Annotated in this window: 28 protein-coding genes; 14 read left to right on the forward strand and 14 right to left on the reverse strand. The window is 61.0% G+C overall.

The genetic code is table 11. The features are described from left to right. The first annotated feature begins 131 nt into the window (after positions 1 to 131). Positions 132 to 1,298 (forward strand): beta-glucosidase, encoded by a 1,167-nt coding sequence (locus tag EOA13_RS23645; RefSeq protein ID WP_127296101.1) that lies wholly within the window; start codon positions 132 to 134, stop codon positions 1,296 to 1,298. A gap of 87 nt (positions 1,299 to 1,385) precedes the next feature. Here the strand turns inward: EOA13_RS23645 and glf are convergent, their stop codons facing one another. Both glf and EOA13_RS23655 read right to left on the reverse strand, forming a co-directional pair. Further along, positions 1,386 to 2,528, reverse strand: coding sequence for a UDP-galactopyranose mutase (gene glf / locus EOA13_RS23650; protein WP_127296102.1), 1,143 nt, complete (start codon positions 2,526 to 2,528; stop codon positions 1,386 to 1,388). Between the two features lie 2 nt (positions 2,529 to 2,530). Further along, positions 2,531 to 3,703, reverse strand: coding sequence for a glycosyltransferase (locus EOA13_RS23655; protein ID WP_127296103.1), 1,173 nt, complete (start codon positions 3,701 to 3,703; stop codon positions 2,531 to 2,533). A gap of 360 nt (positions 3,704 to 4,063) precedes the next feature. On the opposite strand from EOA13_RS23655, the gene EOA13_RS23660 reads away from it, so the two are divergent. The 5 genes from EOA13_RS23660 to EOA13_RS23680 all read left to right on the forward strand — a co-directional run bounded on the left by EOA13_RS23660 (position 4,064) and on the right by EOA13_RS23680 (position 8,133). After that, the gene (locus EOA13_RS23660) at positions 4,064 to 4,981 is read left to right on the forward strand and encodes a hypothetical protein (protein ID WP_164780270.1); all 918 of its coding nucleotides are present in this window, start codon (positions 4,064 to 4,066) and stop codon (positions 4,979 to 4,981) included. Positions 4,982 to 5,153: 172 nt separating this feature from the next. Then, on the forward strand, positions 5,154 to 5,999 hold the full coding sequence (locus tag EOA13_RS23665; protein ID WP_127296104.1) for a manganese catalase family protein: 846 nt from the start codon (positions 5,154 to 5,156) through the stop codon (positions 5,997 to 5,999). A 225-nt stretch (positions 6,000 to 6,224) separates the two neighbouring features. Beyond that, on the forward strand, positions 6,225 to 6,908 hold the full coding sequence (locus EOA13_RS23670; protein ID WP_245490465.1) for a hypothetical protein: 684 nt from the start codon (positions 6,225 to 6,227) through the stop codon (positions 6,906 to 6,908). Next, complete coding sequence (locus EOA13_RS23675; RefSeq protein ID WP_127296105.1) at positions 6,905 to 7,297, forward strand: phage holin family protein; 393 nt, start codon at positions 6,905 to 6,907, stop codon at positions 7,295 to 7,297. The genes EOA13_RS23670 and EOA13_RS23675 overlap by 4 nt, the downstream gene beginning before the upstream one ends. A gap of 56 nt (positions 7,298 to 7,353) precedes the next feature. Further along, positions 7,354 to 8,133: a hypothetical protein gene (locus tag EOA13_RS23680; RefSeq protein WP_245490466.1), complete on the forward strand. Its 780-nt coding sequence runs from the start codon at positions 7,354 to 7,356 to the stop codon at positions 8,131 to 8,133. An 80-nt stretch (positions 8,134 to 8,213) separates the two neighbouring features. Here the strand turns inward: EOA13_RS23680 and EOA13_RS23685 are convergent, their stop codons facing one another. The 12 genes from EOA13_RS23685 to EOA13_RS23735 all read right to left on the reverse strand — a co-directional run bounded on the left by EOA13_RS23685 (position 8,214) and on the right by EOA13_RS23735 (position 18,514). Next, positions 8,214 to 8,630: a c-type cytochrome gene (locus EOA13_RS23685; protein WP_127296107.1), complete on the reverse strand. Its 417-nt coding sequence runs from the start codon at positions 8,628 to 8,630 to the stop codon at positions 8,214 to 8,216. Next, entirely contained in the window at positions 8,611 to 9,489 is an 879-nt protein-coding gene (locus EOA13_RS23690) for a cytochrome c oxidase assembly protein (protein WP_127296108.1), read from the reverse strand. The genes EOA13_RS23685 and EOA13_RS23690 overlap by 20 nt, the downstream gene beginning before the upstream one ends. Further along, the gene (locus EOA13_RS23695; protein ID WP_127296109.1) at positions 9,486 to 9,827 is read right to left on the reverse strand and encodes a hypothetical protein; all 342 of its coding nucleotides are present in this window, start codon (positions 9,825 to 9,827) and stop codon (positions 9,486 to 9,488) included. The genes EOA13_RS23690 and EOA13_RS23695 overlap by 4 nt, the downstream gene beginning before the upstream one ends. Before the next feature lies 1 nt (position 9,828). Continuing rightward, entirely contained in the window at positions 9,829 to 10,434 is a 606-nt protein-coding gene (locus tag EOA13_RS23700; RefSeq protein ID WP_127296110.1) for a cytochrome c oxidase subunit 3, read from the reverse strand. Next, the gene (ctaD, locus tag EOA13_RS23705) at positions 10,431 to 12,404 is read right to left on the reverse strand and encodes a cytochrome c oxidase subunit I (RefSeq protein ID WP_127296111.1); all 1,974 of its coding nucleotides are present in this window, start codon (positions 12,402 to 12,404) and stop codon (positions 10,431 to 10,433) included. Before ctaD ends, EOA13_RS23700 begins: the two co-directional genes overlap by 4 nt. Then, positions 12,401 to 13,396 carry a cytochrome c oxidase subunit II gene (gene coxB, locus EOA13_RS23710; protein WP_127296134.1) on the reverse strand — a complete coding sequence of 332 codons (996 nt, stop codon included), beginning with the start codon at positions 13,394 to 13,396 and terminating at the stop codon, positions 12,401 to 12,403. Before coxB ends, ctaD begins: the two co-directional genes overlap by 4 nt. Positions 13,397 to 13,410: 14 nt before the next feature. Further along, positions 13,411 to 13,944, reverse strand: a complete 534-nt coding sequence (locus EOA13_RS23715; RefSeq protein ID WP_127296112.1) for a c-type cytochrome — start codon at positions 13,942 to 13,944, stop codon at positions 13,411 to 13,413. Next, a complete protein-coding gene (locus EOA13_RS23720; protein ID WP_127296113.1) occupies positions 13,941 to 14,810 on the reverse strand; it encodes a substrate-binding domain-containing protein in 870 nt (289 codons plus the stop codon). The genes EOA13_RS23715 and EOA13_RS23720 overlap by 4 nt, the downstream gene beginning before the upstream one ends. Then, positions 14,791 to 16,671, reverse strand: coding sequence for a methanol/ethanol family PQQ-dependent dehydrogenase (locus EOA13_RS23725; protein ID WP_127296114.1), 1,881 nt, complete (start codon positions 16,669 to 16,671; stop codon positions 14,791 to 14,793). Before EOA13_RS23725 ends, EOA13_RS23720 begins: the two co-directional genes overlap by 20 nt. Then, on the reverse strand, positions 16,668 to 17,372 hold the full coding sequence (locus tag EOA13_RS23730; protein ID WP_127296135.1) for a heme-binding protein: 705 nt from the start codon (positions 17,370 to 17,372) through the stop codon (positions 16,668 to 16,670). The genes EOA13_RS23725 and EOA13_RS23730 overlap by 4 nt, the downstream gene beginning before the upstream one ends. Positions 17,373 to 18,164: 792 nt before the next feature. Beyond that, entirely contained in the window at positions 18,165 to 18,323 is a 159-nt protein-coding gene (locus tag EOA13_RS38000; protein ID WP_164780272.1) for a hypothetical protein, read from the reverse strand. Positions 18,324 to 18,325: 2 nt separating this feature from the next. Continuing rightward, positions 18,326 to 18,514, reverse strand: a complete 189-nt coding sequence (locus tag EOA13_RS23735) for a hypothetical protein (protein ID WP_127296115.1) — start codon at positions 18,512 to 18,514, stop codon at positions 18,326 to 18,328. A gap of 167 nt (positions 18,515 to 18,681) precedes the next feature. Between EOA13_RS23735 and nanR the strand changes: the two genes are divergently transcribed. From nanR to EOA13_RS23775, 8 genes are all read left to right on the forward strand, one after another. Beyond that, complete coding sequence (gene nanR / locus EOA13_RS23740; protein ID WP_127296116.1) at positions 18,682 to 19,389, forward strand: transcriptional regulator NanR; 708 nt, start codon at positions 18,682 to 18,684, stop codon at positions 19,387 to 19,389. Beyond that, a complete protein-coding gene (locus tag EOA13_RS23745; RefSeq protein WP_127296117.1) occupies positions 19,389 to 19,694 on the forward strand; it encodes a putative quinol monooxygenase in 306 nt (101 codons plus the stop codon). Before nanR ends, EOA13_RS23745 begins: the two co-directional genes overlap by 1 nt. 46 nt (positions 19,695 to 19,740) lie before the next feature. Further along, positions 19,741 to 20,517 (forward strand): aldolase/citrate lyase family protein, encoded by a 777-nt coding sequence (locus tag EOA13_RS23750; RefSeq protein ID WP_127296118.1) that lies wholly within the window; start codon positions 19,741 to 19,743, stop codon positions 20,515 to 20,517. A gap of 14 nt (positions 20,518 to 20,531) precedes the next feature. Then, positions 20,532 to 21,584, forward strand: coding sequence for an NAD(P)-dependent oxidoreductase (locus EOA13_RS23755; RefSeq protein ID WP_127296119.1), 1,053 nt, complete (start codon positions 20,532 to 20,534; stop codon positions 21,582 to 21,584). A gap of 121 nt (positions 21,585 to 21,705) precedes the next feature. After that, positions 21,706 to 23,361: an extracellular solute-binding protein gene (locus EOA13_RS23760; RefSeq protein WP_127296120.1), complete on the forward strand. Its 1,656-nt coding sequence runs from the start codon at positions 21,706 to 21,708 to the stop codon at positions 23,359 to 23,361. Between the two features lie 87 nt (positions 23,362 to 23,448). Continuing rightward, a complete protein-coding gene (locus EOA13_RS23765; protein WP_127296121.1) occupies positions 23,449 to 24,390 on the forward strand; it encodes a sugar ABC transporter permease in 942 nt (313 codons plus the stop codon). Further along, on the forward strand, positions 24,390 to 25,238 hold the full coding sequence (locus EOA13_RS23770; protein ID WP_031213481.1) for a carbohydrate ABC transporter permease: 849 nt from the start codon (positions 24,390 to 24,392) through the stop codon (positions 25,236 to 25,238). Before EOA13_RS23765 ends, EOA13_RS23770 begins: the two co-directional genes overlap by 1 nt. An 11-nt stretch (positions 25,239 to 25,249) precedes the next feature. Then, on the forward strand, positions 25,250 to 26,161 hold a 912-nt coding region (locus EOA13_RS23775; RefSeq protein WP_127296122.1), incomplete at its 3' end, for an ATP-binding cassette domain-containing protein.

Consider the following 26,161-nt stretch of genomic DNA (forward strand, 5'->3'; position numbering starts at 1 on the left):
GTTCCCTGGCTCCTGTCTGCTCCACCGGCTCGGTGGGCTCGATCGGGGAACAAAGGCTCGACCATCCGGGTTTGGCCCTCAGTAATACACTGGACGATGGTGCAGCATGGCAAATGAGAAGGGGTTGCCGCATGAGCGAAGCAGCACAAAGCGATAGCGATGGCTTGACTTCGATTGCGGGCACGTCGGCGTTCGCCAGTTTTTTCATGGCTGGCTTTGAGTGCTCGTCGCACCGGCGCAAGGACGGCGTTCGCCTCGATCTTATCCGCGCGACGTCGCATTATTTGCATGCCCTGGGCGACTACCGCGGTTGCGCCGAACTCGGTCTTCGTACCATCCGCGACGGTTTGCGCTGGCACCTCATCGAAACCGCTCCTGGGACCTATGACTGGTCAAGCTGGACGCCGATGGTCGAAGCAGCGCAATCGGCAGGTGTCCAGGTCATCTGGGACATTTTCCACTACGGATCTCCAGACCACGTTGATCAGGGATCGATGCATTTCATCGATGCCTATGCCTCGTTCGCCGCGGAAGCTGTGAGGGTTCATCGTTCAATCGCCGGTACAGCGCCTCTGTTGTGCCCAATCAACGAAATTTCGTTTTTCGCCTGGGCTGTTGAGGTCGGGTATTTCCCGCGCGTCGGTCCGAAGAAGCGGGGATGGTTCAAGCGGCACCTCGTGAAAGCTGCAATAGCTGGCGTTCGCGCGATGCGGGAGGTCGATCCCGCTTGCAGATTTGTCTGGGCCGAGCCGCTTATCCACATTGCTCCTCGCGACCGAACGCGGACCGAACGGCGCCGGGCCGAAAATGCCCGTCTCGGACAGTTCGAAGCTTACGACATGCTGCTGGGCCGGGCAGAACCTGAGTTGGGGGGCAGCGAAGATGTTGTCGATGTCGTTGGCCTGAATTTCTACCCACACAATCAGTGGTACCTAAACGGGCCGACGATTCCGATGGGGCATCACGAGTATCGCGACCTATCGGAGATGCTGATTGAGGTCGCGCGTCGATACGGCAAGCCGATGTTCATCGCCGAGACCGGCTCCGAAGGATCGGGCGGGGCGGCTTGGCTCCATTATGTCTGCGACGAGGTGCGTGCCGCAATGGGTCTCGAAGCGCCGATCGAAGGTATTTGCCTATACCCGATAACCGCCTATCCGGGCTGGGACAATTCGCGGCATGCGGAAGTGGGATTGTTTTCGGTCACCCAGGCGAACGGCAGCCGACACGTCCGCACGCCCATCGCGGATGAATTGGCCCGCCAGCAAACTTTGTTCGCGGCGAACCTGACGCGTTAAATACATCAGCGGCACGAGGACTGTTGCGAGCGCCTGTTGGCGCCGCGTTGCCACGTCCGATGCTCCCAAGTACGTCTAGGTGGGGAGCTACAGCGCCCCTTCGGCCAACGACGCCTTCCCCGCGCTCGCCCATTCCGGGACGCTCTTTTGGATGCGGGCGAAGGTTGCCAGGGCCTGCCCGACCACCTGATCCATGTTGTAGTAGCGGTAGGTTGCCAGGCGGCCGACAAACCACACGTCGGGACAGGTTGCGCCGAGCGCTTCGTAACGCTTGTAGAGCTCTTCGTTTTCGGCCCGCGGCACCGGATAGTACGGGTCCCCGATATCGGTGGGATATTCGTAGGTCAGGCTGGTCCGCGCGTTCTGCTGGCCGGTCAGATGTTTGTACTCGGTGATGCGGGTGTAATCTTCCGTCTGGGGGTAGTTGACGACGGCAACCGGCTGAAACTGCTCTTGGTCGAGGGTGACGTGCTCGAAACGGAGCGAGCGATAAGGAAGACGCCCGAGCTGCCAGCCGAAGTATTCGTCGATCGGGCCGGTATAGATCAGGCGGTTGAATGGTATCTCGTCACGAATTTCGCGGAAGTCGGTCTGCAACATGACCTTGATGTTCGGATGGTCGAGCATGCGTTCGAACATTCTCGTGTACCCGCCGGCCGGCATCTTCTGGAAGCTGTCGCTAAAATAGCGGTCATCGCGGTTGGTTCTGGTCGGCACTCGTGCCGTCACTGATTTGCTCAGTTGGCTAGGATCGACGCCCCATTGCTTCCTGGTGTAGCCACGGAAGAATTTCTCATAGAGTTCGCGTCCCACCGTGCTGACGACGACGTCCTCGGCCGTTCGTACGTCCTCTACGGTTTCGCGCCGCGACGCGAAGAACTCCTCCAACTGTGTGGAATTCAGGTCGAGACCGTAAAGGCGATTTACCGTGTCGAGATTGATCGGAATGGGAAGCAGTTTCTCATCCACGGCCGCCAGCACCCTATGCTCGTATGTGCGCCATTCCGTGAACTGCGAGAGGTAGTCCACGATCGACTGGCTGTTGGTGTGAAAAATATGTGGCCCATAACGATGGATGAGGATGCCGGCTTCATTATAGCAATCATAGGCGTTGCCGCCGACATGGCTGCGGCGGTCGACCAGGAGAACACTTTCGTGGCGCTGGGAGGCTATCCTTTCAGCAAGCACGCTGCCGGCAAATCCCGCGCCGACGATCAGCCAATCGAACATGGCTATGCACTCCTGCGGAGAGGGATGACCTTCTTACCTCGATAGGCACGCTCGATGTGAGCGGTCATGCCACTCCATGTCTTTTGCCAAGACATGTCCGCAAGATAGGCGTCGACTTGCGGCAGGAACGTCTCACGAGGTCGCAATAGAATGGAGCGCAGCTTGATTTCCAGATCGTCACTGTCGGCGATTTCCACCAGTCCAGCAGCGCCGTAGCTGCGCACAACGTCAACGATTGCCGTCGAGATCACCGGCAGACCGGCCGCTAGGAACTCTGGCGTCTTGGTCGGACTGATGAAGCGGGTCGCTTCGTTGAGTGCAAACGGCATCCAACCGGCATCCCAATGGCGCAGATAGTGGGGCAGGTCGCAGTAGGCCTTCGCGCCCAACCAATGCAGGTTTTCGGCTCTGGGCAGGGTTGCGGGGTCGATCTTGACGACCGGGCCAAGCATCACGAAATGCACGTCCGACATAGTCTCCGCCGCCTGCGCTACGAGCTCGACGTCCAGCCGCTCGTCGATAACTCCGAAATATCCGACCCTCGGATGAGGAACGCCGGCCTGGTCGGTTGGCTCCTTTCCTGGGCGTCTCGCAGTGTGAAAGTGCTTCACATCGATGCTGCTAGGAAAAGGGAAGATCGCGTGGTGCAGGTGACGCTTGGTCTCGAACAGGCTTAGGCCTCCGGTGAAAACGAGATCGGCGCGGCGCAGCAGGGCCTTTTCCATCTGCCCCAACTCGGGCGGCGCATTCTTGAATGCGGAGAGTTCGTCCATGCAGTCATAGATGCATATGTCTGGGTCGAGGTGCTCGGTGAAGCGCAGAGCCATCGGCGTGTAGTACCAAGCGATCAACCGGCTGTGCGGCATTGAAGCTATGATCTGCTGGACAAATCTCCGCTGAACGGCATCTGCTTTCGCGGCCGACATGCCGAGCGGAAGCACTGGCGTCACAATTAGAATGCTTGGCGCTGCCTCGCTCGTCCGCATCAGCGGCTGTGGCAGGGCTTCGAAAACAGGCTCTTCGAAGTAGACCACTCTCTGCTGCATGGAGGCGAGACTGAGGATATGTTGCGGGCGTTGATGAACGAAATTCCACCGCAAATGGGAGAAGCAAACCAGTAGATTTTCCCTGCCAGCGCGGTTACTGGCGACTGCCCCACCCAAGGCTGCTTCCATTGAAGATTTCCTTCCTTTAGTCTGTCGTTTATGTTCCGATTAACATTTGTTAGTCGCGGACGGGAGAGAACTAAACTTCGTTCCCGTCTCCTAACTTTCAACGAGGTGAGTTGTTCCAAGGTGAAATGGAGCGCCTTCAGTCGCCGCTCGATAGACGAAAACGAGACCCGCTAGCTGAGTCGGGAACGGCTGTCGTGTGTCGGCGGGCTTTGAGGCGCGGGGCGACTGGGGAATGCTGGTGGAAAACGGCATTGCCGTATTTGCGTTGAACTTGTCGGCTATAAAATGTGCAGAACATCACGTTGATTCGCCTACATGACTGGCGATTCGGTTTTGGCAGGGCAAGATTCCGGGGCTGATATGAAGATCGACTTTGCGACCAATGTTTTTCCGCTGTTTCATCCGCAAAGCGTCGATGATCTCAAAGACCCGTGCCCTGTCTTCGATGGCAGTCTGTGGCACGTCTTCGGCTCAAGTGGCACGGTGACCACCGAGACGTGGAGGATCCTTCATGCCACGGCGCCCGATCTCTATGGACCGTGGACCGAGCATCCCCCGATCGAACTTCCTATCCACGGGAGTGGTGTTGCGGCTCCCGGTGTCATCCACGAAAGCGGCGTCTTTCATATGTTCATCCAGACCGAGTTCATGAAGTCTGGCGGCCGGTGCGAGCACGCGGTTTCCAATGACGGATTCCAGTGGGTGGTTCTCAGCCCGGCGATCCTTGCCATCCCGGACACCGAGGAGGACGGCATTTACGATCCGCATCCCGCAGTTATTGGCGGCAAGCGCTACCTCGTCTATTCCGCGATGCCAAAATTCACCAGGGTGCCGCAACCCGACATCTACCTCGCACGGAGCCAATCCGACTCGTGGTTCGGTCCCTGGAAGCGGATCGGCAAGATCCTCGACCATAATGATGTCCCTCACCATAATACGAGAGAGGATCCCGACTATGAATGGGGCATAGAAGGCGCACAGCTGGTCGAGTTGCCGGACGGTCGGGTGCTTCTCAATGCCACTTGTTTTCTGCCGAATGGACTTCGGGGGAACCGGCAACGCGTGTTCTTCGCTATCGCTGATGACGTTGCTGGACCTTACGTATCGATCGGCCCGGTGCTGGAGCCAGGCCAGCCGGGAGAGAACGGCCACTCGACGGTGATGATCGAAGGCAGCCAACTATCGTTGTTTTACCAAAGCCGGGTCGCCACGACCGATCATCGGTGGCGCTACGGCCTGGCCAGATGCGACGTCGCCCTGTTTTCCAAGGTCGCATGATCCCCGGTGCCAATGGGCACCCACGGCGTAGACCGACTGGACGGCTCGCATTGCGCAATGAGCTTCCGTAGCTCGAGACGTTCCGTCGGGAAGCCTGCCGGAATTAAACGTTCCTCCTACGGAACAATGCGTCCGAGCTGAGGTTCGGCTGACTTCAAACCAGGAGTCAGCCATGTATTACACCGACAAGAAATTGCAGTACCCGGTTCGTGTGGAAACGCCGAATCCAGTCTTTGCCCGCGCGTTGCAGCAGGCCATAGGTGGAGTAGAAGGCGAGATCCGCGTCGCCTTGCAGTATTTCTTCCAGGCATGGGGATGCCGCGGACCGGCCAAATACCGCGACCTGTTGTTAAACACGGCGACCGAGGAACTCGGCCATATCGAAATGCTGGCGACTGCGGTCGCCCTCAATCTAGAGGGTGCACCACTTTCGCTGCAGGAGGACATCTCGTCGGACACGGTCGGCGGCTCGGTCCTCAACGGGATGAACTTCCGCCATATCTTGTCGACCGGCCTGGCCGCACTGCCTGAAAACGCCAACGGCGTTCCCTTCAATGCTTCGCATGTCTATGCCAGCGGCAATCTTGCCGCGGATATGGTCGCAAACGTCACCGCGGAAGGAAGCGGCCGCGTACTGGCTACCCGCCTGTACAACATGACCAACGATCCCGGCATGAAGGACATGCTGTCCTTCCTTATTGCGCGCGACACCATGCACCAACAGCAGTGGCTCGCGGCCATCGAAGACATGGGCGGACTGAACGCGTCTCTGCCGGTCCCCAACTCCTTCCCGCAGGAGAAGGAGCATCAGGACGTATCCTATGCCTTCATCAATTGCTTCGTCGAAGGTGTCGAACCAGCGCGGGGACGTTGGAGCGATGGACCCTCGATGGACGGCAAGGGAGAGTTCTCCCTGGTCGCCGGTGCACCAATGGGCGAGGAGCCCATGCTTTCGCCGCCACGGCCAAGTTCCGGCGCCCAGGGCGAGCAGATGATCGACAGGCGGGCCGCCGAATAAGCAGAGATAGCAATACCGGAGACAGCCGGCACTCGGCTGTCTCCTGCTTGCGGCTCCCGCGCACCGGTCGTACCGAGCGCTCCGCACGAGGGACAGCGCAACTCATTGGCGACTGTTGCGTGCCTGACGAGCTCTCCGTTTCAGCCTGATCATAAATGCTTTCACCTAAGGGAACATCGCAGGTTCCTCGAAGTTGGGCAGCCACGGAGGACGTGCACATGAACAGTGTCATCTATCTTATCGGCCTTATCGTTGTCGTGCTCGCGGTCCTCTCCTTCTTCGGTTTTCACTAGGTGGCCCATGCAGCATGAGAACGATCAGGGCGGACAGCCCACCGATTTCGACAAGACGAAAAGCGAAGTTTCCGACAGGCTTCGCAGGGAAGAGGAACGTGCCAGCGAGTTGCTTCACGACGCGCGTGATGCGGTGACCCGCAAGGCTGGCGACTATGCATCTGAAGCCAGGGAAGTCATCGCCGACAAGGCGGAGGAGGCGCAACGCGACATCGGATCGTGCCTGGCGGCGCTGGGCGGCGCACTGCGCGCGGCCAGCGATCATTTGGCCAACAACGATGAAAGGAATGCATCGAAGTTCGCTTTGGATGCTGCCGGTGGGCTTGAGCGGCTTTCATCGTCCTTGAAACAAAAACCGTTCGGCCAGGTCCTTGAGGAGGTGCAGTCCTTCGGCCGGCAAAATCCCGGTGTCCTGCTTGCGGGATCCGTGTTGGCCGGTTTGGCGCTCGGGCGGTTCATCAAGGCTTCTCCGCCGGCAAGGCCGGAATCTCAGGCTGCTCCGGGAGACCTCAAATCACACACCGGTCAGCCACAGGGTTGGTCCGCTGATCGTTCGCAGGATTTTGGCCTCGTCGGCGATGACGGGACTATGCAGAAGGCGGAGCAGGAGAGATGAACACCCAGGACAATCCCAGCCTTGCCGGGCTGATCACCGACTTGGCCCAGAATGTCACCACTCTGGTGCAAACCGAGGCGAGGCTGTTTCGGGCCGAGCTCTCTGAAAAGCTTACCAAAGCCGGAGCAGGTGCCGCGGAAGTGCTGGGCGGTGCGATTTGCCTCCTCGCCGCGCTATTGGTGTTGCTGCAGGCACTCGTTATCGCACTGACGCGGGCAGGGCTTGGCGCGGGGTGGTCTTCTCTGCTGGTCGGTGTGGTCGTGGCGGTCCTCGGCGTCATCCTGCTGCGGACCGGGATGGCCAGCATGGCGCCTTCGGAACTTACCCCCGACCGGACCCAGGAACAGCTCAAGCGCGACGCGAGCGTGATTAAGGAACAGGTGAGATGAAAGAGAAATCCGCAGCCGAACTTGAACGCGAGGCCGAGGCGGCTCGCGCCCGGGTGATGGAGACCGCCGAATCGATTCGAGGCAAGATGACGCCGGGACAATTGCTGGATGAGTTCACCGGGCTGTTCTCGGGAGGGGACAGTTCTGCCATGCTCAGCAATCTCAGAACGCAGGTCCGAGACAATCCTTTGCCGGTCACCATGGTGGGCGCGGGTCTGGCTTGGCTGATGTTCGGCAGCGGTACCTCAAACACGGCCCACGGTTCGGCTGGCTACCCGTTGCCTTCAGCGCCGGGACGGCATGATGAAGGTGAGCGCGGCGGCTTCAGCGGCACGCTCTCCGATGCCGCGGAATCGCTCTCATCGAGCGCTACCAGCGTCGGCGATACCATATCGAGCACCGCAAGAGCCGCTGCGGCGGGTCTGACGGGAAGCGCTGCCAATGCAAGCTCGATGACTGGTGACATGGCGGCGAAAGCCAGCCGCTCCGCGCAATATCTGTTGGAAGACCAACCCTTGGCCGTAGCGGCCGTCGGTCTCGCCATCGGTGCCGCTATAGGTGCAATGCTGCCCCATACGGCAACGGAGGATGAGCAACTAGGCGCCTATGGGGACAAGCTTCGCGACACCGCCGAAACCATGCTCGACAGGGGTCTCGATGAGGCCAAGCAGGTCGCCGCCGATGCCTATGAGACCATCAAGCAGGAAGCTGGCCGGCAACATATGGAAGCAGGCACGATGGCCGATCAGCTCGGCGAGATTGTGAACTCCACAGCAGACAAGACCGAGCGTGCCGTGCGGGAACGGATTTCCGATCCGTCTCAGCGCCAAACCTAGCTTGATAATCCTAGATCAACGATAGTAGGTCTCTTCCAGAAAGGGGTCGGCGTTGTCCGTCGAACGGTGAACCGCTCGAGTCATTTCAGAGCATAGAGGTAGGCCGCGATATCGCGCGCCTGCTGCTCCGTGATCCGTGTCGATGGCATGGCCGTGTGCGGATTGACTTCCCTTGCCGATCGTATCCAGCGGATCAGGTTCTCTGGATTGTTGGCTAGCCCGCCGCCGATAAAAACGCGGTCAGCAAGACTGGCATCCAGGCGAGGGCCGACCTGCCCTTGCGCGCCCGGCACGCCCGCAATCGTATGGCAGCCGGAACAGCCGTTCGCCGTCATGGTCGGCAAGGCCCTCGCAGTGTCACCGCCCGTGGCCGCCTCCGCCTCGTGGCGGACGCGTGCGGCCCGATCGGACCACCAGGTCATTCCGGCCACGGCCGCGACGAGCAGCACCAGCGCGGCGCTGACGGCGGCAAGCAGTTTAGACAAGCTCGTACGCATGCGCCGCCTCCCTGCTTCCGCTCGCCTTGATCCACAGCGCGGCCAGCAGCAGCGCTACGCCGCCATAGATCAGTCCAGCTGGAACCCACATGACCAGCCCGGCAAGCTGCTGGTCTTCCAGGGGACTCAAATTCCACAGTGCCGCTCCCTCGGCGTTCTCCGGGTACCAGAGCCGTGGCGAGAGCAACAGGAGAACGCCGAGCAGACCGGTATGCAGCGAGGTGATGAAGAGGTGCATCACTGCGCTCCCATAGGCATGCTGGCGGCCGGGACGCGGCAAGAGCACCCACCAGAACAGCAGCCCTGTTCCGAAGAAGCTCGCGTGCTGTGCATAGTGCAGCACGCCGCGTTCGAGCGCGGCTTCGAATAACACCGGAATGTGCCAGATCCATATGGCTATGCCGTGGATAATGGTCGCGCTGATCGGCCGCGTTGCGTAAGCCCAGACTGCCTTCAGCCAATTGGCGTGCCCGGCAATTCCCAGAATGCGCCGGAACCGGGTGGGCAGGCCCCACATCAACGCCGCAGCCGGGCAGGCAGAGACCAACAGCGGCGCCGCCACGGCCATCAGAAGTTCATGCTCGATCATATGCGCCGCAAATACCTGCTCGCCGAGCGCATGAATCGGGCTGACCAATGCGGCTGTCAACACGCCCCATCCGGCCGTGAACAGCAGAGCCTGGCGCAGCCGCAAAGTCCTGCCGCGGCTGCTGCGCCGCCAAAGCCGGCTCGCGCCCACGACATAGGCGAGTCCGAGGACGGCAAGCGGCAGCGTAATGGGCAGCGCGAGCGTCCACCCGGCCTCGGGTGCGCCGGCGCCGTAGCAGATGGAAGTAGAGAACAGCGCGTCCAGGTTCATCGCAGGCACTCATCCAGGATCAGCGCCGCGCTGCCTTGCATGAGGATCACAAGCGCAAACAGCAACGCCGACAACATTCCGAGGTTGGCGACGAAGCGCTCTGTGCCGCGCGTACGCTCCGGCTTGAATGCGGCACCGCCTCGCCGCTTCGCCCGCCACGACAGCGCCCCGCCGAGCAGCGACAACAAGACGAGCAGCAGCGCCACGGGAAGCACGACCGGCACCTGGCGATTGCATTGCCAAGGCACCAGCGCATAATTCAGCTGTGTCGAGACCGCCCAGGCCAGCGGACCTGACAGAAGACCACCCCAAGACGTTCCAAACCGCAACGCTCGCATGTCAGCCTAGCCTCGGCACCCAATAGATGAGCACATAGATCGGGATCCAGGTCAGGACCACGAAATCCCAGTAGAAGACATTGTCGCCGACATCGCCGAAGCGCCGGCCGCTATAGCCGTGGCGCGTGAACATCAGCACCATCAGCACGATGGTGTCGCCGACATCGGTTATGAGGTGCGTGGTGTGCAGGCCAAGCAGCACCCAGAGCATCGATCCATAGGCGTTGGTGTCCCAATAGATGTTGAGGGCGGGGAATTCGAACCAGCGCACGACGAGCGGAGCGATGCCGAGCAGCGACATGACCACCAGGCCGATCCGCACCGGCACCATGGAGCATTGCTTGGCATAGCGGTGGAGGATGTGGTTGGGCACAAGGCTGACGACAAACAAAATCGTGACGATCGTTCCGGGCCAATGGTTCGGCTGCGGTGCGCTGAGCGGCCATGCTGGCCATGACAGCGCAAGGTAGAGATATGCGCCCGCCGCCAGCGCGAAACCGGTGCCTTCGAGCGCCATGAAGCCCAGCGTGCCCCACCAGGTCGGGCTGTGCGGACCATGCCCGAAGGTCGGCAGTCCTGAAAGATCGGCGGCAACTCGATGCTTCATTCCTGGTCCTCCGGATCGCCCTTCGGCCAGAACCAACCGATCAACGTGATGGCGATCGGCGCGGCGCCCCAGACGATGGCCCAAGGCGTAAAAATCGAATAGAGAAACGTACCACCGACGGCGAGCGCCGCGAAAAGAGGCCAGATCGACGGTGTGGCCGATTTCTCACGAATGTCGGGATGAGCTTCCGCCACGGTGGAGATGAGGAGCTCGCGCGCATCGACGCGGAGCCCGGTCGCTACAGGGAGCGTCTCGCGCTCGGCCCAGAGCGGCTCGATATGGGTGACGATGGGAATGCGTGCGAAATTATAGCTCGGCGGCGGCGAGGATGTTGCCCACTCCAAGGTTCCTGCGTCCCACGGATTGTTGCCGGCCGAGGTGCCTTTCAACGCGCCATGCACAAGGTTGAAGGTGAACAGGACAAAGCTCAGGAAGAAGAGCAGCGCCCCGGCCGAGATGAAAAGGTTGATGTTGCCCCAGCCAAGCTCGGCCGGATAGGTGTAGACCCGTCGTGGCATGCCCCATAGGCCGACGAGATGCATCGGGAAAAAGGTCGCATTAAACCCGATGAAGGCCAGCCAGAAATGCCAACGCCCAAGGCGTTCGCTCATCATGCGGCCGCTGATCTTCGGGAACCAGAAATACGCAGCGCCAAGCAGGGGGAACACCGAGCCGCCGATCAGCACGTAATGGAAATGCGCGACGACGAAATAGGTGTCGTGCACCTGAAGATCCAATGGCACAGAGGCGAGCATGACGCCGGTCAGCCCGCCGATGACGAAGATGAAGAAGAAGCCGAAGACAAACAGCAACGGGGTCCGGATCACCGGTCTGCCATCCCATAATGTTGCCAGCCAGCAGAAGATCTGCACGCCGTTCGGAATGGCGATCATCATGCTGGACGCGGTGAAGAAGCTTGCGCCGAGCTTCGGCAATCCGGTGGCGAACATGTGATGGACCCAGAGCCCGAACGACAGGAGGCCGACAGCGAAGAGTGACAGGACAAGCCCGAGATGGCCGAATGTCGGTCGCCTGGCGAAAGCCGGGATGATCGAAGAGACCATGCCCGTCGCCGGTAGGAAGATGATGTAAACCTCCGGATGGCCGAAGAACCAGAAGAGATGTTGGAACAGCAGGGCATCCCCACCCTCAGCCGGGTTGAAGATATGTGTGCCGACTAGCCGGTCCAGGATCAGGAAGGTCGAGGTGATCATCACCGCCGGCATCGCAAAGACGACGACGAAGGAAGTGACCAGCATCGCCCAGACATAGAGCGGGATCTTGTCCAGCGACATGCCGGGGGCTCGCTGCTTGAACACGGTGACGATGGTCGCCACCGCCACGGCCAATGACGACACTTCCGTATACGTGATCATCTGCGCCCAGACGTCGGCGCGCTTGCCCGGTGCGAATTCGGGGCCGGACAGCGGCACGTAAGCGAACCAACCGACATCAGGGGCCATGTTGAGGGCGAAGGACACCCAGGCAAAAGCGCCGCCCGAGACGTAGATCCAGTAGCTGAACGCGTTCAGGCGCGGAAACGCGATGTTGCGGGTGCCGACCATCAGCGGTACCAGATAAATGCCAGTCGCCTGCACGATAGGTACGGCGAACAGAAACATCATCGTAACGCCGTGCATCGTGAACAGCTGGTTGTAGAGGTCCGGCCCAATCAGGCCGCGTTGCGGTCCCGAGAGCTGGATACGCATGGCCACAGCGTTGAGGCCGCCAAGACACAGGAAAACAAATGCGGTGATCAAATAGCGTCGTGCGATCACCTTGTGATCGACGCTAGACAGCGCTCCAAAGATACCGGACGGCGTCCGCCAAGTGCGTTCGAGCCAGCGATGCAGACTGGCATCATCCATTCCCGTATCCCGGGGTCCGTCGCGTTCGGGAGCGAGGTCGCCCTTGGAGGCGGTATCCAGTTCCGGGATGTGGCGGTCGCCTGTGATATCGGCGCTGCTCATTTCAGTCCCTCGAGATAAGCCACAATTGCGTTGAGCTCGTCGCCATTGAGATCTGCCACTGGCATGTGGGAACCCGGCTTGATGCCTTGCGGGTCGGCTATCCAGGCGGCGAGATTGCCGCGGCTCATCGTCAGCGTTCCGGCCGCCAATGTTTTCCGGCTTGCTATGTGGGTGAGATCGGGAGCCACCGTTCCGCCGGCCGGCGTCCCCCCGATCCTATGGCACATCACGCAGGGGCGCTTGAGGAACAGGTCCGCGCCGGCCTTGGCCTCGCTACTCGCCGGCGCGCCGGCCGGCTGCAACTGGTCGTTCAGCCAGGCATCGAATTTCGGACGCGGCTCAGCGATGATGAAGGTGCCCATATTGGCATGCTGCGCGCCGCAGAATTCAGCGCATTGACCACGGTAGACGCCCGGCTTGTCCGCCTTGATGTCCAGCACGTTCATGTGACCCGGTATAAGGTCGAGCTTACCGGCCAAGCTTGGAATCCAGAACGAATGGATCACATCCGTCGAGGTCAAAAGAAGCCTCACCGGCTCACCGGCGGGGATGTGGACCTCATTCGCCGTCGTCAGGATGCGGCTCGGCGTAGCATTCTCGTAACGCACCTCCCACCACCACTGATGCCCGGTTACCCTGATTGTCAGCGCGGCGTCCGAGCCAATGGCGGCAAGCGTCCTGTTGGCGAAAAAGCTCAGCAGCGTAAGTCCGATCAGGATTATGGCGGTCAGCCCGACAGCGGTGACAACCACGCGCATCTTGCGGCGTTCGGCCCCTGCGTTGAGTAAGAGGGGTTCATCGCCGGGACGCGATCGCATGACCAGCGGTGCTGCGAGCGCGATCATCACCAGCACCCACACAACCGCGCAAAGCGCGGTGAAGAACCAGATCAGCCAGGCCAACTCGCCGGCTGCGGGGCCTTTCGGGTCCAGCGCCGACTGCCAGCCTGCGCATCCCTGCAGAAGAAGCAGGACACAGAGGGCGAAGGTCATCGAAGCCGGGCGCTTCACGGTGATTTGCCCAGTGTCGCGGCATCCGGCAGGCGGTTTTCCGAGGGATGCACCATCATGCCGTCATTGCGCTGCGGCGCGGCGGAGGAGGGCGCGTTGCCGCCCAGTGCACGCACATATGCCGCCAGCTCCCATATCTGGTCGTCGGGTATCTTCTGGCCGAAGCTCGGCATCCCGTTTGGTCGCCCGTCGCGGATCGTGGCATGGATGCTTTCGATCGAGCTGCCGTAAAGCCACTTTTCGTCCATCAGCGCCGGGCCCATGCCGCCACCGCCATTGGCGTGGCAGCCCGAGCAATTGAACCAGCTGAACAGGCGCTTGCCCTCGCTCATGTGGAAGGCGTTGGCCTCGAAGCTCGCCGCCTTGTTGTCGGTGGGGGAGGGGCGCTGTCCGCCCGGCTCCAACGTGGTCACAGGCGTCGGCTGCTCACCTGAGCCGAGCGCCGATTGCGGCCGGGTATCGCGCTCCTCGCGCTGGCAGGCGACCAGGGCCAGCGTCAAGGGCAGCAACATCGCCAGAGCCTGCCTCATCGTGCCGGACTCCCGGCCATGTCCAGACGCGGTACGCCGTATTGCGCCAGAACCGTGTCGATCTCGGCCTTGTGTCTGGCAAGCGCGCTATTCACATCGCCACGCAGCGCATCGTCCTCGCGCCGAACACCCATTGAGATGTCGTACATCAGCGGCAGTTGCGGTCCGTCGATGCGAGGCGTGACCGGCGTGATCCGGAGCGACACCTTTTGCCTCTGGGCGAAATAGCCGGCGAGCGGACCCCAGACCACGGCAAGATCGATCTCGCCGTTCGCGACAGCTTCGACGATGCGCGCCGGAGGGTTGGGAGCGGAGTAGTCGCCATAGACGGGATAGCCGATCAGATGTCCGACGATGCCGCGGCGGCCAAGCGCTTGGACAGGCGGCGAGTTGGCGCCATCGTCGCCGATGAGCTGAACACCGATGCGCAATTCTCGCAACCGCGGGTCGTTGAATGAGGCCACGTCCGGGCCGTCCTGGCGGGTCACGAAGACATAGGACGAACGGTAGTAAGGCGTGGTGGTGCGCAGCATTTCGAGATTGGCAGGCGTGCCGGGCACGAGATCGCAAAGGCCTGCCTTCAGCGTGTTGCGGATGAAGCCACGGCGCTGCGCCCACCAGGTATACGTCAGCTTGGCGCCGAGATCAGTGGCGATGATTTCCGCGATCCTGTTTTCGAAGCCTTGACGGGCCGCGTTGGAAAACGGCATGTTGTTCGGGTCGGCGCACACTCTCAACTCACGTGCATTGGCAATAGCCGGCAAGAGCAACAAGGCGAGCCCGGCCATGCCGATCGCCACCCGTTGGAATGCCTTGCGCGTCGGACGTACGGTCAAGTGCAACCCATCAAGGAAGCCGGAACACATAAAGCGTGCCTCCCGCCGTGGTAGCGTTCTTCAGATCCTTCATCGCGTTGGCGAAGCCAAGTGCTGCGGTGGCATCGCGTGGGTCGAGGTCGCCCGAAACGATGGCGCCGGCCCAGCCACCGACGCCCGACAGAATTGCGACATATTGGTGCCCATCGGGGCCGCGATAGGTGATCGGCTGGCCGATGATGCCGGACGATGTCTTGAACTGCCAAAGCAGATCGCCAGTCCTGGCGCTGACCGCCTTGAACCAGCCCTCCATGGTGCCGTAAAAGACGACATCGCCGGCAGTGACGACGGTGCCACTCCACACCGGGAAGTTCTCTTTCAGGACCCAGGCCGGCTTGGCCGCGGCAACATCCCAAGCGGTAAAGGCACCACGATTGCCGCCCGGCCCGGGGATCATGCGTACGTTCATGCCGACATAGGGCGTGCCTGCGATGTAGTTTACCTCGACGCCTTCTTCGTCCATGCAGAGATTGTTGTGGGGGATGTAGAGCAGGCCGGTCTTCGGCGAAAAGGCCGATGGTTGCCAGTCCTTGAGGCCGGACGCTGTCGGGCAAATGTCTCGGACCACCTTGCCGGTGCCGGTTCTCTTGTCGGGGTTTGCAATCAGCCGGCCGGTCTCCAGATCGACACCCTTGCTGGAATTGACCGGGCCATAGGCTGTGGCCGAAAGCACCTCGCCGGTGGTTCGATCGAGGATATAGAGGTAGCCGTTGCGCTCCGGTCGGACCAGGACCTTGCGCGGCTTGCCTTGCCAGGTCATGTCCAGAAGGATCTGCTCGTTGATGCCGTCATAGTCATGGAGGTCATGCGGGCTCCACTGATAGAACCACTTCGCCGCTCCGGTATCGGCGTCTCGCGCGAAAATACCGGACGTCCATTTGTTGTCGCCTGGCCGCAAATCCGGATTCCACGGTCCTGGATTACCTGTGCCGTGGAAGATCAGGTTCAAGTCCGGATCGTAGGAGATCCAGCCCCACATGTTGCCGCCGCCGATCTTCCAGGCTTCCGGCGGCCATGTCGTCACGCCGAGGTCCTTGCCCTTGTCCATGTCGTAGTGGGGCTTGAAGTCCAGGCCGATCAGCACATCCTTGTCGGGTCCAGTGCCATAAGCCGTCCAGACAACATGTCCGTCTTCCGCATCGAGCGCCTTGACCCAGCCGCGGACGCCCATTTCGCCGCCGGAATTGCCGACCAGAACTTTGCCCTTCACCACCAGCGGAGCCATGGTGATGGTCTCGCCGATGTTGATGTTGCCGATATGAGTGTTCCAGATCGGCTTGCCCGTATTGGCATCGAGCGCGATCGTATGGCCGTCCAGCGTGTTGAAGAAGATGCGGCCGTCGGCGAAGGCCGCGCCGCGGTTGACTACATCGCAGCAAGCCACTCCTTGTGCCGCCGGCTCGGGGTTGGGCTCGTACTTCCATTTCATCGGCGCACCCGGCCTGGAGAGGTCAAGTGCGTAGACGATGTTGGGAAAGGGCGTGACGATGTACATAATGTTGCCGACGACCAGCGGCGCTGCTTCCTGGCCCTTGTTCACACCGGTCGAGAAGGTAAAGGCGACCTGCAGGTTCTTGACATTGCCTTCGTTGATCTCGGTCAGGTCGCTGAAGCGGGTCGACGCGTAGTTCTTGGCCGGCATCGTCCATTGCCCGTCGTCGGGTGGCGCTGCGGCGGCGGGCGGCGCAATAGCCGCTGCCGATGGGGGCTCCGAGGCACCGCTCAGGAATGGGCCGCATGCCAGCAGGATCACCAAGAGTGTGCAGGTGCGACAAGAATTCCAGATCGCCAACGCGCGGGCGCCTCGTCCTGCGTCAACGCGCGCCGGTGCCGGGTGCAGCATGCCCCTCATTTGTGGATCGAGCCTCCCACGCCGGCGCCGAGCTCCGCCGCGATGTCAGCCTCGGTGCCGGCACAAAGCGGATGGCCCCAGCCCGATGCGCTTTTGCCCCCGGGATCGAGATCGTAGACGATGGCGTCCTTGCGATTGGGATTGACTCCGGCAGGAACCTTGTCGAGGCCAAGCGCCGCGCGAACACGCCAGGCGACATTGTGATCGGCGCATGAGGAATCTCCGGAGACCCCGATGCCTCCGACGATGCTCTTGCCGTCATAGAGGGCAAGCCCGCCGCCAAACACAACGACGCCTCCAATCGGCTTGCCGACGAGGGGATCGCTGGCGCTTCCGAACGTTTTGGGATCGCCCGCATAGGCCGCGGCCTGGTTGACCGGATTGGTCTCCTGCAAGCCGAAAAGCGGCCCGCCCGGCTGCGCCCCCGCGTAGAGATTGGCCGTCGATAGGGCCATCTGCGCCAGGCTGAGTCCATTGGCCGTGTTGGCCTTCTCTGCCGCGACGAGGCGACTGCCTGGCCATTGCGAATCGGCGGTGGGACCGCTGAAAGCGATCGCGCATACAGCGCCGTCGCGGGCGACGATAGCGGCCCATTCGTTGGTCTCAAAGCCACCGTTGGCAGGTCCGCCGCTTGCTTTCACATTGGCCTTGAGGACAGCGAGCAGCTTATCGTGGTCGGCCGGGCAGGGCGCCTGTGCCATGGCCTGGCCCTTTGGGAACAGGCCACCCGTCAATAACACCAGACCAAAGGCTGATAGCAAAAGCTGACAGCGATACATTGTCCTGCCCATTCGTTCGAGCGTCAAAGAATCCCGGAGCACTCTGGCAGACCGGAAATACGAGAATGAACCCGTGATCCAATGCCGTCGGTATTTAACTTGGGCGATGCAGCTATGTTCCTGCTTCTGCAAAAAATTGCGCAGCCCCTCGTACGCCGATGCAAGTTGCCGTCTGTCCGTGTCGCCGGCGGAATATCCGCGGCGAGATTGTGCTGCCTGCTGTGATACATATTGTGATACAAACAACACCCCGCAGGAAGGAAAAACGTGACAAAAACAGTTGGTTGATGGGCGAACTGATCCCAGCCAACGGTACCATCGGCTTTCCTCATAAAGCATTGAATTTAGTGGAAATGATCGCCCCTCCGTTGCAGGAAGCGGTCGGGATCATGCTGCCCAGAGGTCAGGGATCACGGAAGGCGTGTGGTTCTCCGTATACCAGCCGTGACGGAGGAGAACGAACGGCAGACCCGAGGTCCGCAACGCAGCTTGACCTTTTGCAACGCTGCGCTGAAGCGCTTGAGGGGTTTTGAGCTATGGCGTTCCGGATGGGTGTCGCATCGGCCCGAACTGCGAGGTCGATCCTGGCTGCGTAAATTAAACTCGTTGACGATGTCCGCTTCTGGCTGTTGGGACGCTTGGTCTTATCGTCCAACTGGGGATCGTATGGAGAACGGCAGCTATCTCAAATGCCTGCCGAGACCTGACAGTCGGTTACAGCCCGTTGCCGCCGGACTGCTTGCGCCCGCTTTTGGTCATGGAAGCCTTCGCACGCCGTCCTGAAACCGGCCATTGTTCCGCTCCTCCGGCCTGACCGGCGAAATGCGTCAAAAGATGTTCGATGACGCGCTGTGTAGCATCGATGTCTGCCATGCTCAGCCCTCGGCGATGATCGCTAGTGCCTTTGCAAAGCTAGCATCAAGGGAGGTCAGCGCCTCAATCGCTCCGTCATATACGCTGTCGAGTGTCGCTCCCCAGCCGTCTGCTGCGCCACGAGTATCGATGCCAAAGCGGGCGAGCGCCTCCTCGATGCCGCGTCGATGCGCCCAGCCAATTTTACGCAAGATTCGTTCCAACTTTGTGCGGCGTCTCAGTGGGGCGAACGCCGATAGATACTCGTTTGACAGGAAGAACAATGACCGTTCTCACTTGGTCACGAGCGTCTGTTGGTAGAAGGATCGTTGACAGAGGCGCTCTGGGGCCATAGCGTATTGGTATAACAGGTATGCCAATGATCGGAGTTCTGATCAAACCGCGGAAGCTTTCGGACGAGGTTGCAGCGCACCTTGAGCGGATGATCCGCGAGGGAGAGCTGGCCGAAGCCGACCGGCTCCCATCCGAACGGGACCTCATGCGGCAGTTTGGGGTCGGGCGCCCTTCAATCCGCGAAGCCCTGCTGCATCTGAGCAAGATGGGCCTTGTCGAGGTGAAATCCGGCGAGCGCGCCCGCGTCACTCGGCCAACGCCCCAATTCGTGATCGACGCCCTCTCGGGGCCGGCGCGTCACATGATTTCGGCCCCCGGCGGGGTTCATGACTTCCAGAGCGCGCGTTTGTTTTTCGAAATCGGTCTTGCCCGCAACGCCGCCATCAATGCCACCCCAGAAGATATTGAAAGTCTCAAAGAGGCGCTTGAAATCAACCGACAGTCGATCGGGGACCTGACGCGCTTCGAGCGCACCGACGTGGACTTCCACTACGTGCTGGCGGTGATCACCCGCAATCGAATCTTCACAGCTATCCACGCGGCGTTGGCCGAATGGCTGCTCGAACAGCGGCGCACGACTTTGGCCAAAGGTGAAGACCGCAAGGCCTATGAGGCTCATCGCGAAATCTTTGATGCCGTCGCCGCGCGCGATCCAGACGCCTCCGAAGCGGCTATGCGCAGGCATCTGGAATATGTGTCCAGGCGCTATCTGGAAATTGCAGGTGCCAAGTGATGAGGGGCTTCGTGGTCTGGGTCGATTTCCGCCTCCAGCCGGGTGCCCGGGGCAGATTCCGCGAACTTGTAGACGCCAATGCGACCGCGTCGATGCGCAGCGAGGCCGGCTGCCGCCGCTTTGACGTGACGGAGGCGCGCGGCGAACCGGACCGGGTCCTGCTCTATGAGATTTACGATAGCGAGGCCGCATTCGAGGAGCACTGCCGCACCGCTCACTTCGACGAATTCAATACGCAGAGCGCACCGCTCGTCGTGACCAAGTTGGTGATGACCTGCGACCTCGTTCTTGAGGCCACGCATTGAAGAGAACTAGGCGGATTGGCCCTTTGGGCCGAACGGGAGGAACTGCATGTCAGAGCCAAGTCTCAGGGCGTTAACTTCTCACAGGCGGGTCAAACTTGGTACGCTCGTCGCCGAGTTCGCGACGCCGGGTATAGGTCACATCCTGAAGTCCGCTGGCTGTGACTTCGTCTTTTTCGATATGGAGCATTCGGGCTTCAGCCTGGAAACGGTGAAGAGTGCGATCCGCTATTTCGAGGCGGCCGACCTGCCGGTTATGGTGCGTGTGCCATCGCAGGACTACCATTTCCTTGCCCGCGCCATGGACATGGGCGCCGAAGGCCTGATCGCCCCGATGGTGAGTACCGTCGAGCAGGCGCAGCACATCATCAATTCCATGAAATATCACCCTGCCGGCGTTCGCGGCGTGGCGCTGCAGATCGCTCATGACCGCTACCGTCCGGGCTCGGTCGCTGATAAATTCTCAGCCGCCAACAAGCGCTCGACATTCATCTGCCTGATCGAGACCGCCGACGGCGTCAAGAACATTGACGGCATCGCGGGACTGGACGGGGTCGATTGTCTGTGGGTCGGACATTTCGACCTGTCCGTCTCGCTCGGCATTCCTGGCGACTTCGCCCACCCCACTTTCACTGCTGCAATGGCCAAAATCGTTGCCGCCGCCAAGAAGCACAACAAATCGCTTGGACGCTTGGTTCCCAACGTCGCACAGGGACACGACTTCTACGCACAAGGTTTTGATTTTATTTGTTATTCAGGCGACGTTTGGGTTCTGCACGACGCGATCGCCGACGCGGTTTCCAAGATCCGCGCCGGGTGCGAATAGGAGCGGAGGAGACGATGGACAGCGTAAAATTCAGGGTGGCGCTTTCCGGTGATTTCCGCAAGCCGGACGGCTCGCCGACCTACCCAGATTTCGATCTGGTGCCGCTGCGCAATGCGACGGGCGTCGAGATGGTATTCCTGGAGTCAAACAGTCCGCTTCGCGCCGACCAACTTGAGGATTTCGATGCGCTGATCCTCCTCGCCCATCGCTTCGATGCCACGAGTGTCCCCAGGAGCGGACGCCTGGCCGTCGTTGCCCGCTTCGGGGTCGGCTACGACACTGTCGACGTTGAGGCCTGCACCGCAGCCGGCATTGCCTTGGTCATCACGCCCGATGGCGTGCGACGCCCCGTCGCCGTATCCGTCATCACCTTCATGCTGGCACTGACCGGCAAACTGCTGACAAAGGACGCGCTCACCCGCAAAGGGTCTGTTGGTTTCGAGAAGCGCTCCGATCACATGGGGGTCGGCCTCGTCGGGCGTTCGCTTGGGTCACTGGGCATCGGCAACATCGGTGCCGAGGTCTTCCGCTTGGCGAAGCCCTTTGACATGCAATTCATTGCCCATGACCCGTTTGCCGACAAGAGGGTTGCTGCCGACCTGGGCGTCGAGCTGGTCGGGCTGGAGGATCTGTTTCGCCGCGCCGACGTGCTGTCGGTCAGTTGCCCCCTGTCGCCTCAGACCCACCACATAGTCAACGCTGAGCGGATCGCCATGATGAAGCCGACAGCTTACCTGATCAACACCGCGCGCGGCCCGATCGTCGACCAGAAAGCGCTGACGCAAGCGCTGCAGGAGCGCCGCATCGCCGGCGCCGGTCTCGACGTGCTGGAACAAGAGCCTCCCGACGCAGACGATGCGATCCTCAAACTCGACAATGTCATCCTGGCGCCGCACGCACTTTGCTGGACCGACCAGTGCTTTGCCGGCAACGGTGCCGCCGACGTCAAAGCGGTAATGGAGGTGCAGCGCGGTCGGGAGCCGCGCGGCGTGGTCAATCGCGAGGTTCTTTCGAGCGAGCTGTGGAAGACCAGGCTGTCGGGGCTCGCCGCCCGCTTCGGAACCTAGGAGGACACTGATTTTTGGGCGCGCCGCCGCGGCCCCTTTGCGGCGACCTTACGGGAGGAAATGCTTGACCGCAGCGCCGGCGGACGAGTGAAGCAAATGGAAAACGGGAGGACCAAGCACTATGAACGATCGTGAAAAACGTGACTTTCAGGCAGGTCTCGAAGCAGAGGTCGACGCCTTCATGAGCGGCGAAACCACCCGCCGAACTTTCATCACCCGCTTCGGTCAGATGACCGGCATGTTGGCCGTGTCCGGCCCGATGCTGGGGATGATGACGGATTGGGCGATGGCGCAGCAAACATTGGAATTGGCGGACGCCACGTCGCCGCTCGGCCAGGCGCAGGCCGCAGCCCTAAAAGCATCGAAGGAAGGGCCGGCGGACGGTTCCGCCTTTCGCGCGGCGGAGGCGGCCAAGGCGCATTCGGGCGTCACCCTCAACATGACCTACGAGGCTGGCCTGCAGGCACTCGATCCGCGCAATTTCAGTGGGCCGATGTGGGAGCAGCTTACCGGGATGAAGTCGAATGTCGTCGAACTGTCGAACCCTGACCAGTACTCCAAGGCAGTCGCCGAGCACATCGCCGGCTCGGGTGCCTATGACGTTCTCGACATCTCACCGGCCTGGACACCGTCGCTTGCCGATGGCGGCGTCATTGCCCCTCTAGACGACTACATCGCCAAATACATGAACCCGGCAGACCTCGAGGACTATCATCCCCTGTACAAGGCGCTGCCGACCTACAAGGGCAAGATCTGGGGGTTCTTCGACGACGGCGACATGTTCGCTCTCTACTACCGCAAGGACATCTTCGAGGATCCGAAAATGGTGGAGGCTTACCAGGCGAAGTTCAACGCCAAGCTTGGACCGCCGAAGACCTGGGAAGAATATGCCCAGATCGCCCAGTTCATTACCGACCAGATGGCGCCAAAGGTTTATGGCGCGGGACATTTCCGCAAGGCGGGCAGCCCTGGCAATCAGTTCGACTTTCTGCAGCAGTACCGCGCCAACGGCGGAAAACTGTTCGGAGACGACATGAAGGCCGGCTTGGTGTCGGATGCCGGCGTCAAGACGCTGACAAACATGCTCGCCGCAAACAAGGCCTCGATCCCCGGCAACAACGAGCTCGACGCCGTTTCCTTGTGGGCGGCTTTCCTGACCGGCAAAGTCGCGATGATCTATTCCTGGCCTCCTAGCGGCCGTATGGCGGCGAACTATTCGCAGTCCGCCACGGCAATCAACTTCATTCCGCAGTCGCAGATCGCTGGCAAGGTCGGCTATGCCGTCGTTCCGGGAAATCCGGAACATGCGACCGGCTACAACAAGGCACTGTCGGCGGATTCGCCCAACCCAGAGGCGGCGTATCTGTTCATGCAATGGGTATGCTCGCCACCCGTCTCGCTGGCACGTTGCATGCTGCCCTATGCGCTACGCGACCCATACCGCATCTCGCACTTCAAGTCCGAGCTCTACGGCGCGCTCTTCCCCAGTGCCAAGGAGTACCTTGCCAACCTCAACAACTCGGCAAATGTCGGTCTGCTCGATCCGATCATGCCAGGCGCGCAGGACTACTTCTTGAGCATCGACCGCATGTGCACCGCGGTGTGGGCTGGGGCGGATGCGAAGGCGTCGCTTGAAACGGCGGCCGCCGAGTGGAACGAGACGACCGACCGACTGGGTGTGGATTCGCAGAAAGGCTTCTACACCGAGTTCTTGAAACTGCCTGGCGCCACTGCCGACAACACGGTGGAAAAACTTGGCATGGCGGTCACCCTCTGAGGGGAGGCATGCTGTCTGGAGCAATTGGTGTTGCGGGCGCTTGGCTCGCAACACCTCCCCGCTAAGCGGCGATTTTTGGATACGCCTATGCAGCCCACCGCCACGATCCGTCGCTTGAAGGCCGCCAGCGCACCGCCCCGGCTGTCTGCCTTTGCCCAATGGGCAGACCGTCACTTCAAGTGGTTGCTGGTGGCGCCCGCGGTGCTGCTGATATTGGCGCTCTCGATCTATCCGCTTCTGTTCTCGCTGGTGGTATCTTTCATCAACTACGACTTCCAGGTGCCGGGCCACGCCTTTGTCGGATTGAAGAACTTCGAGCGGGTCGTGTTCGATCCAGTAGCACGTTGGTCGCTGTTGCTGACAGCATGGCTGTCGGGCATCAGCGTCGCTATCGAATTCGTGCTCGGTCTCCTGGTGGCGCTGACAATGGTGCGCAGCTTTCCGGGCCGCGGTGTGATCATGTCGATCCTGATCGTGCCGCTGTTCATCAGCCCGGTCATCGTCGGCCAGGCCTGGACGCTGCTTTTACAGCGGCCTTTCGGACCGATCAACTATATCCTGACGCAACTATTGGGGCAGGAGGTTACGATAGGATGGATGACGGAGCGCCCGTGGCTCTATATCTCGCTGATCATCGCCGATGTCTGGCAGTGGACGCCGTTCATGTTCGTCATCCTGCTCGCTGGGCTGACCGCAATCCCACCCAATCTCTATGAGGCGGCAGAACTTGACGGCGTCAACGCCTGGCAGGCTTTTTGGGCGATCACGCTCCCGCATCTCGGGCCGATGATGCTGCTGGCGCTGACCTTCCGTCTGCTCGACGCAATCCGTATGTTCGATACCATTTTCATCATGACAGGCGGTGGCCCGGGAACACAAACTTACACGGCCTCCTATTATCTCTATACCGTCGGCTTCACGCAGTTTCATCTATCGCAGGCAACAGCAGGAAGTTGGCTGTTCCTGATCTTTACGGCGCTCATCGTGACGTTGCTGGTGCGTCGGCTCTTGAAGGTAGAACCGGTCTGATGGCCGCCGTCGCGCCCGCCCGCCGCAGGAAACGCCGGTCGTTGCCGATCGGCCGAATTCTGCTGCTGGGGTTCTTCCTGGTGTTTGTGCTGTGGCCGCTCTACTGGATGTTCAACACCTCCATCAAGCCCAGCGACGACTACCTCACCGTACCGCCTGTCTGGTTCCCTGCCGCACCGACGCTTGTCCACTACGAAGCTGCGCTGTTCACCTATCGCGGTCTCGACGGGCTTATCAACAGCCTGATTATTTCGCTTTCGGCGACGGTGCTTTCGGCACTGATCGGCACGCTGATGGCTTATAGTCTGGCGCGCTACAACACGGGCGGCCGGCATCTGTCCTTCTGGGTCCTGTCGCAGCGCTTCCTGCCACCGATAGGCATCGTCCTGCCGGTATTCCTTATCTATCGTGGCGTCGGGCTGTACGACACCCATATCGGGCTGATCCTAGCTTACACGGTCTTCACGCTGCCGGTGTCGGTTTGGATGATGTTTGCCTATTTCCGCGGCATGCCGAAGTCGATGGAGGAGGCGGCCCTCGTCGATGGCTGCACGAGATGGGAGGCGTTCTGGCGCGTTGCCGTGCCGCTCGCAGCACCAGGCATCGTCGCGGCGGCTGTCTTCGCCTTCATTGCCTGCTGGACGGAGTTCTTCTTCGCTCTGATTTTGACCAGCCGAACTGCCTTTACGCTGCCAACGGTCTTCCGAGCCTTCATCGGCTTCCAGGGCGCACAATATGGTGAAGCCGCAGCCCTTGCCATTGTCTCCCTTGTGCCATCGATCGCCCTTGGAGTGCTTGCTCAACGACATCTCGTGCGCGGGCTGACGCTCGGCGCCGTTCGCGGATAGGAAGGGAAGGCATGGCCGAAGTCAGAATCACCGGCTTGCACAAGCGCTACGGCGCCTTCCATGCGGTGCGCGGCATTGACCTCCACATCCCCGACGGCGAGTTCACTGTCCTGGTTGGACCCTCCGGATGCGGCAAGAGCACTCTGCTGAGGACCATCGCAGGACTGGAGGAGAGCTCACAAGGCACGATCGAGATTGGCGGCGAAGTGGTCAATGATTTCCGGCCGCGCGATCGCGACGTGGCAATGGTGTTTCAAGATTATGCGCTCTATCCGCATATGAGCGTGGCCAAGAACATTGGCTTCGGCCTCAAGGCTCGCAAGATGCCGAAGCCAGAGGTCGAGGTGCGCGTGGCCGAGGCGGCACGCATGCTTGGCATCACTCCCTTGCTGGGGCGTTTTCCGCGTCAGCTGTCCGGTGGCCAGCGCCAGCGCGTCGCCATCGGCCGCGCCATAGTCCGCAACCCCCGCATCTTTTTGTTCGACGAGCCACTGTCCAATCTCGACGCACAGCTTCGCGACGAAATGCGCGGCGAAATCAAACGCCTTCACCAGGACATTGCCACAACGATGATCTACGTCACCCATGACCAGATCGAAGCGATGACGTTGGCTGACCGCATCGTGCTGATGCGCGACGGGTTGATAGAGCAGCAGGGCGCGCCACTCGAGTTGTTCGAGCACCCGGCCTCAACCTTCGTCGCTGGGTTTCTGGGTTCGCCGCGGATGAGCTTCCTGCCAGGCAACCTTGCCTTGGACGGAAGCGCCGCCGCCATCCGGCTCGCTGACGCGCTGCTGCCCTTAGCGCCGGGCAGGGGGCTGAAGGGCGTCGCAGACGGACAGCAGGTGCTGCTCGGGTTGAGGCCAGAACATCTCACTCGGGCGCACACTGCCACACCGGAGCAGGGCACGTTTCGCTATGAG

The organism is Mesorhizobium sp. M7A.F.Ca.US.011.01.1.1 (assembly GCF_003998295.1).
GTDB lineage: Bacteria > Pseudomonadota > Alphaproteobacteria > Rhizobiales > Rhizobiaceae > Mesorhizobium.

Coding starts and splice junctions, on each gene's coding strand:
- EOA13_RS23645 (WP_127296101.1), top strand. CDS start 132: ATGAGCGAAGCAGCACAAAGCGATAGCGATGGCTTGACTTCGATTGCG.
- glf (WP_127296102.1), bottom strand. CDS start 2,528: ATGTTCGATTGGCTGATCGTCGGCGCGGGATTTGCCGGCAGCGTGCTT.
- EOA13_RS23655 (WP_127296103.1), bottom strand. CDS start 3,703: ATGGAAGCAGCCTTGGGTGGGGCAGTCGCCAGTAACCGCGCTGGCAGG.
- EOA13_RS23660 (WP_164780270.1), top strand. CDS start 4,064: ATGAAGATCGACTTTGCGACCAATGTTTTTCCGCTGTTTCATCCGCAA.
- EOA13_RS23665 (WP_127296104.1), top strand. CDS start 5,154: ATGTATTACACCGACAAGAAATTGCAGTACCCGGTTCGTGTGGAAACG.
- EOA13_RS23675 (WP_127296105.1), top strand. CDS start 6,905: ATGAACACCCAGGACAATCCCAGCCTTGCCGGGCTGATCACCGACTTG.
- EOA13_RS23680 (WP_245490466.1), top strand. CDS start 7,354: ATGGAGACCGCCGAATCGATTCGAGGCAAGATGACGCCGGGACAATTG.
- EOA13_RS23685 (WP_127296107.1), bottom strand. CDS start 8,630: ATGCGTACGAGCTTGTCTAAACTGCTTGCCGCCGTCAGCGCCGCGCTG.
- EOA13_RS23690 (WP_127296108.1), bottom strand. CDS start 9,489: ATGAACCTGGACGCGCTGTTCTCTACTTCCATCTGCTACGGCGCCGGC.
- EOA13_RS23695 (WP_127296109.1), bottom strand. CDS start 9,827: ATGCGAGCGTTGCGGTTTGGAACGTCTTGGGGTGGTCTTCTGTCAGGT.
- EOA13_RS23700 (WP_127296110.1), bottom strand. CDS start 10,434: ATGAAGCATCGAGTTGCCGCCGATCTTTCAGGACTGCCGACCTTCGGG.
- ctaD (WP_127296111.1), bottom strand. CDS start 12,404: ATGAGCAGCGCCGATATCACAGGCGACCGCCACATCCCGGAACTGGAT.
- coxB (WP_127296134.1), bottom strand. CDS start 13,396: ATGACCTTCGCCCTCTGTGTCCTGCTTCTTCTGCAGGGATGCGCAGGC.
- EOA13_RS23715 (WP_127296112.1), bottom strand. CDS start 13,944: ATGAGGCAGGCTCTGGCGATGTTGCTGCCCTTGACGCTGGCCCTGGTC.
- EOA13_RS23720 (WP_127296113.1), bottom strand. CDS start 14,810: ATGTGTTCCGGCTTCCTTGATGGGTTGCACTTGACCGTACGTCCGACG.
- EOA13_RS23725 (WP_127296114.1), bottom strand. CDS start 16,671: ATGAGGGGCATGCTGCACCCGGCACCGGCGCGCGTTGACGCAGGACGA.
- EOA13_RS23730 (WP_127296135.1), bottom strand. CDS start 17,372: ATGGCACAGGCGCCCTGCCCGGCCGACCACGATAAGCTGCTCGCTGTC.
- EOA13_RS38000 (WP_164780272.1), bottom strand. CDS start 18,323: ATGGCAGACATCGATGCTACACAGCGCGTCATCGAACATCTTTTGACG.
- nanR (WP_127296116.1), top strand. CDS start 18,682: ATGATCGGAGTTCTGATCAAACCGCGGAAGCTTTCGGACGAGGTTGCA.
- EOA13_RS23745 (WP_127296117.1), top strand. CDS start 19,389: ATGAGGGGCTTCGTGGTCTGGGTCGATTTCCGCCTCCAGCCGGGTGCC.
- EOA13_RS23750 (WP_127296118.1), top strand. CDS start 19,741: ATGTCAGAGCCAAGTCTCAGGGCGTTAACTTCTCACAGGCGGGTCAAA.
- EOA13_RS23755 (WP_127296119.1), top strand. CDS start 20,532: ATGGACAGCGTAAAATTCAGGGTGGCGCTTTCCGGTGATTTCCGCAAG.
- EOA13_RS23760 (WP_127296120.1), top strand. CDS start 21,706: ATGAACGATCGTGAAAAACGTGACTTTCAGGCAGGTCTCGAAGCAGAG.
- EOA13_RS23765 (WP_127296121.1), top strand. CDS start 23,449: ATGCAGCCCACCGCCACGATCCGTCGCTTGAAGGCCGCCAGCGCACCG.
- EOA13_RS23770 (WP_031213481.1), top strand. CDS start 24,390: ATGGCCGCCGTCGCGCCCGCCCGCCGCAGGAAACGCCGGTCGTTGCCG.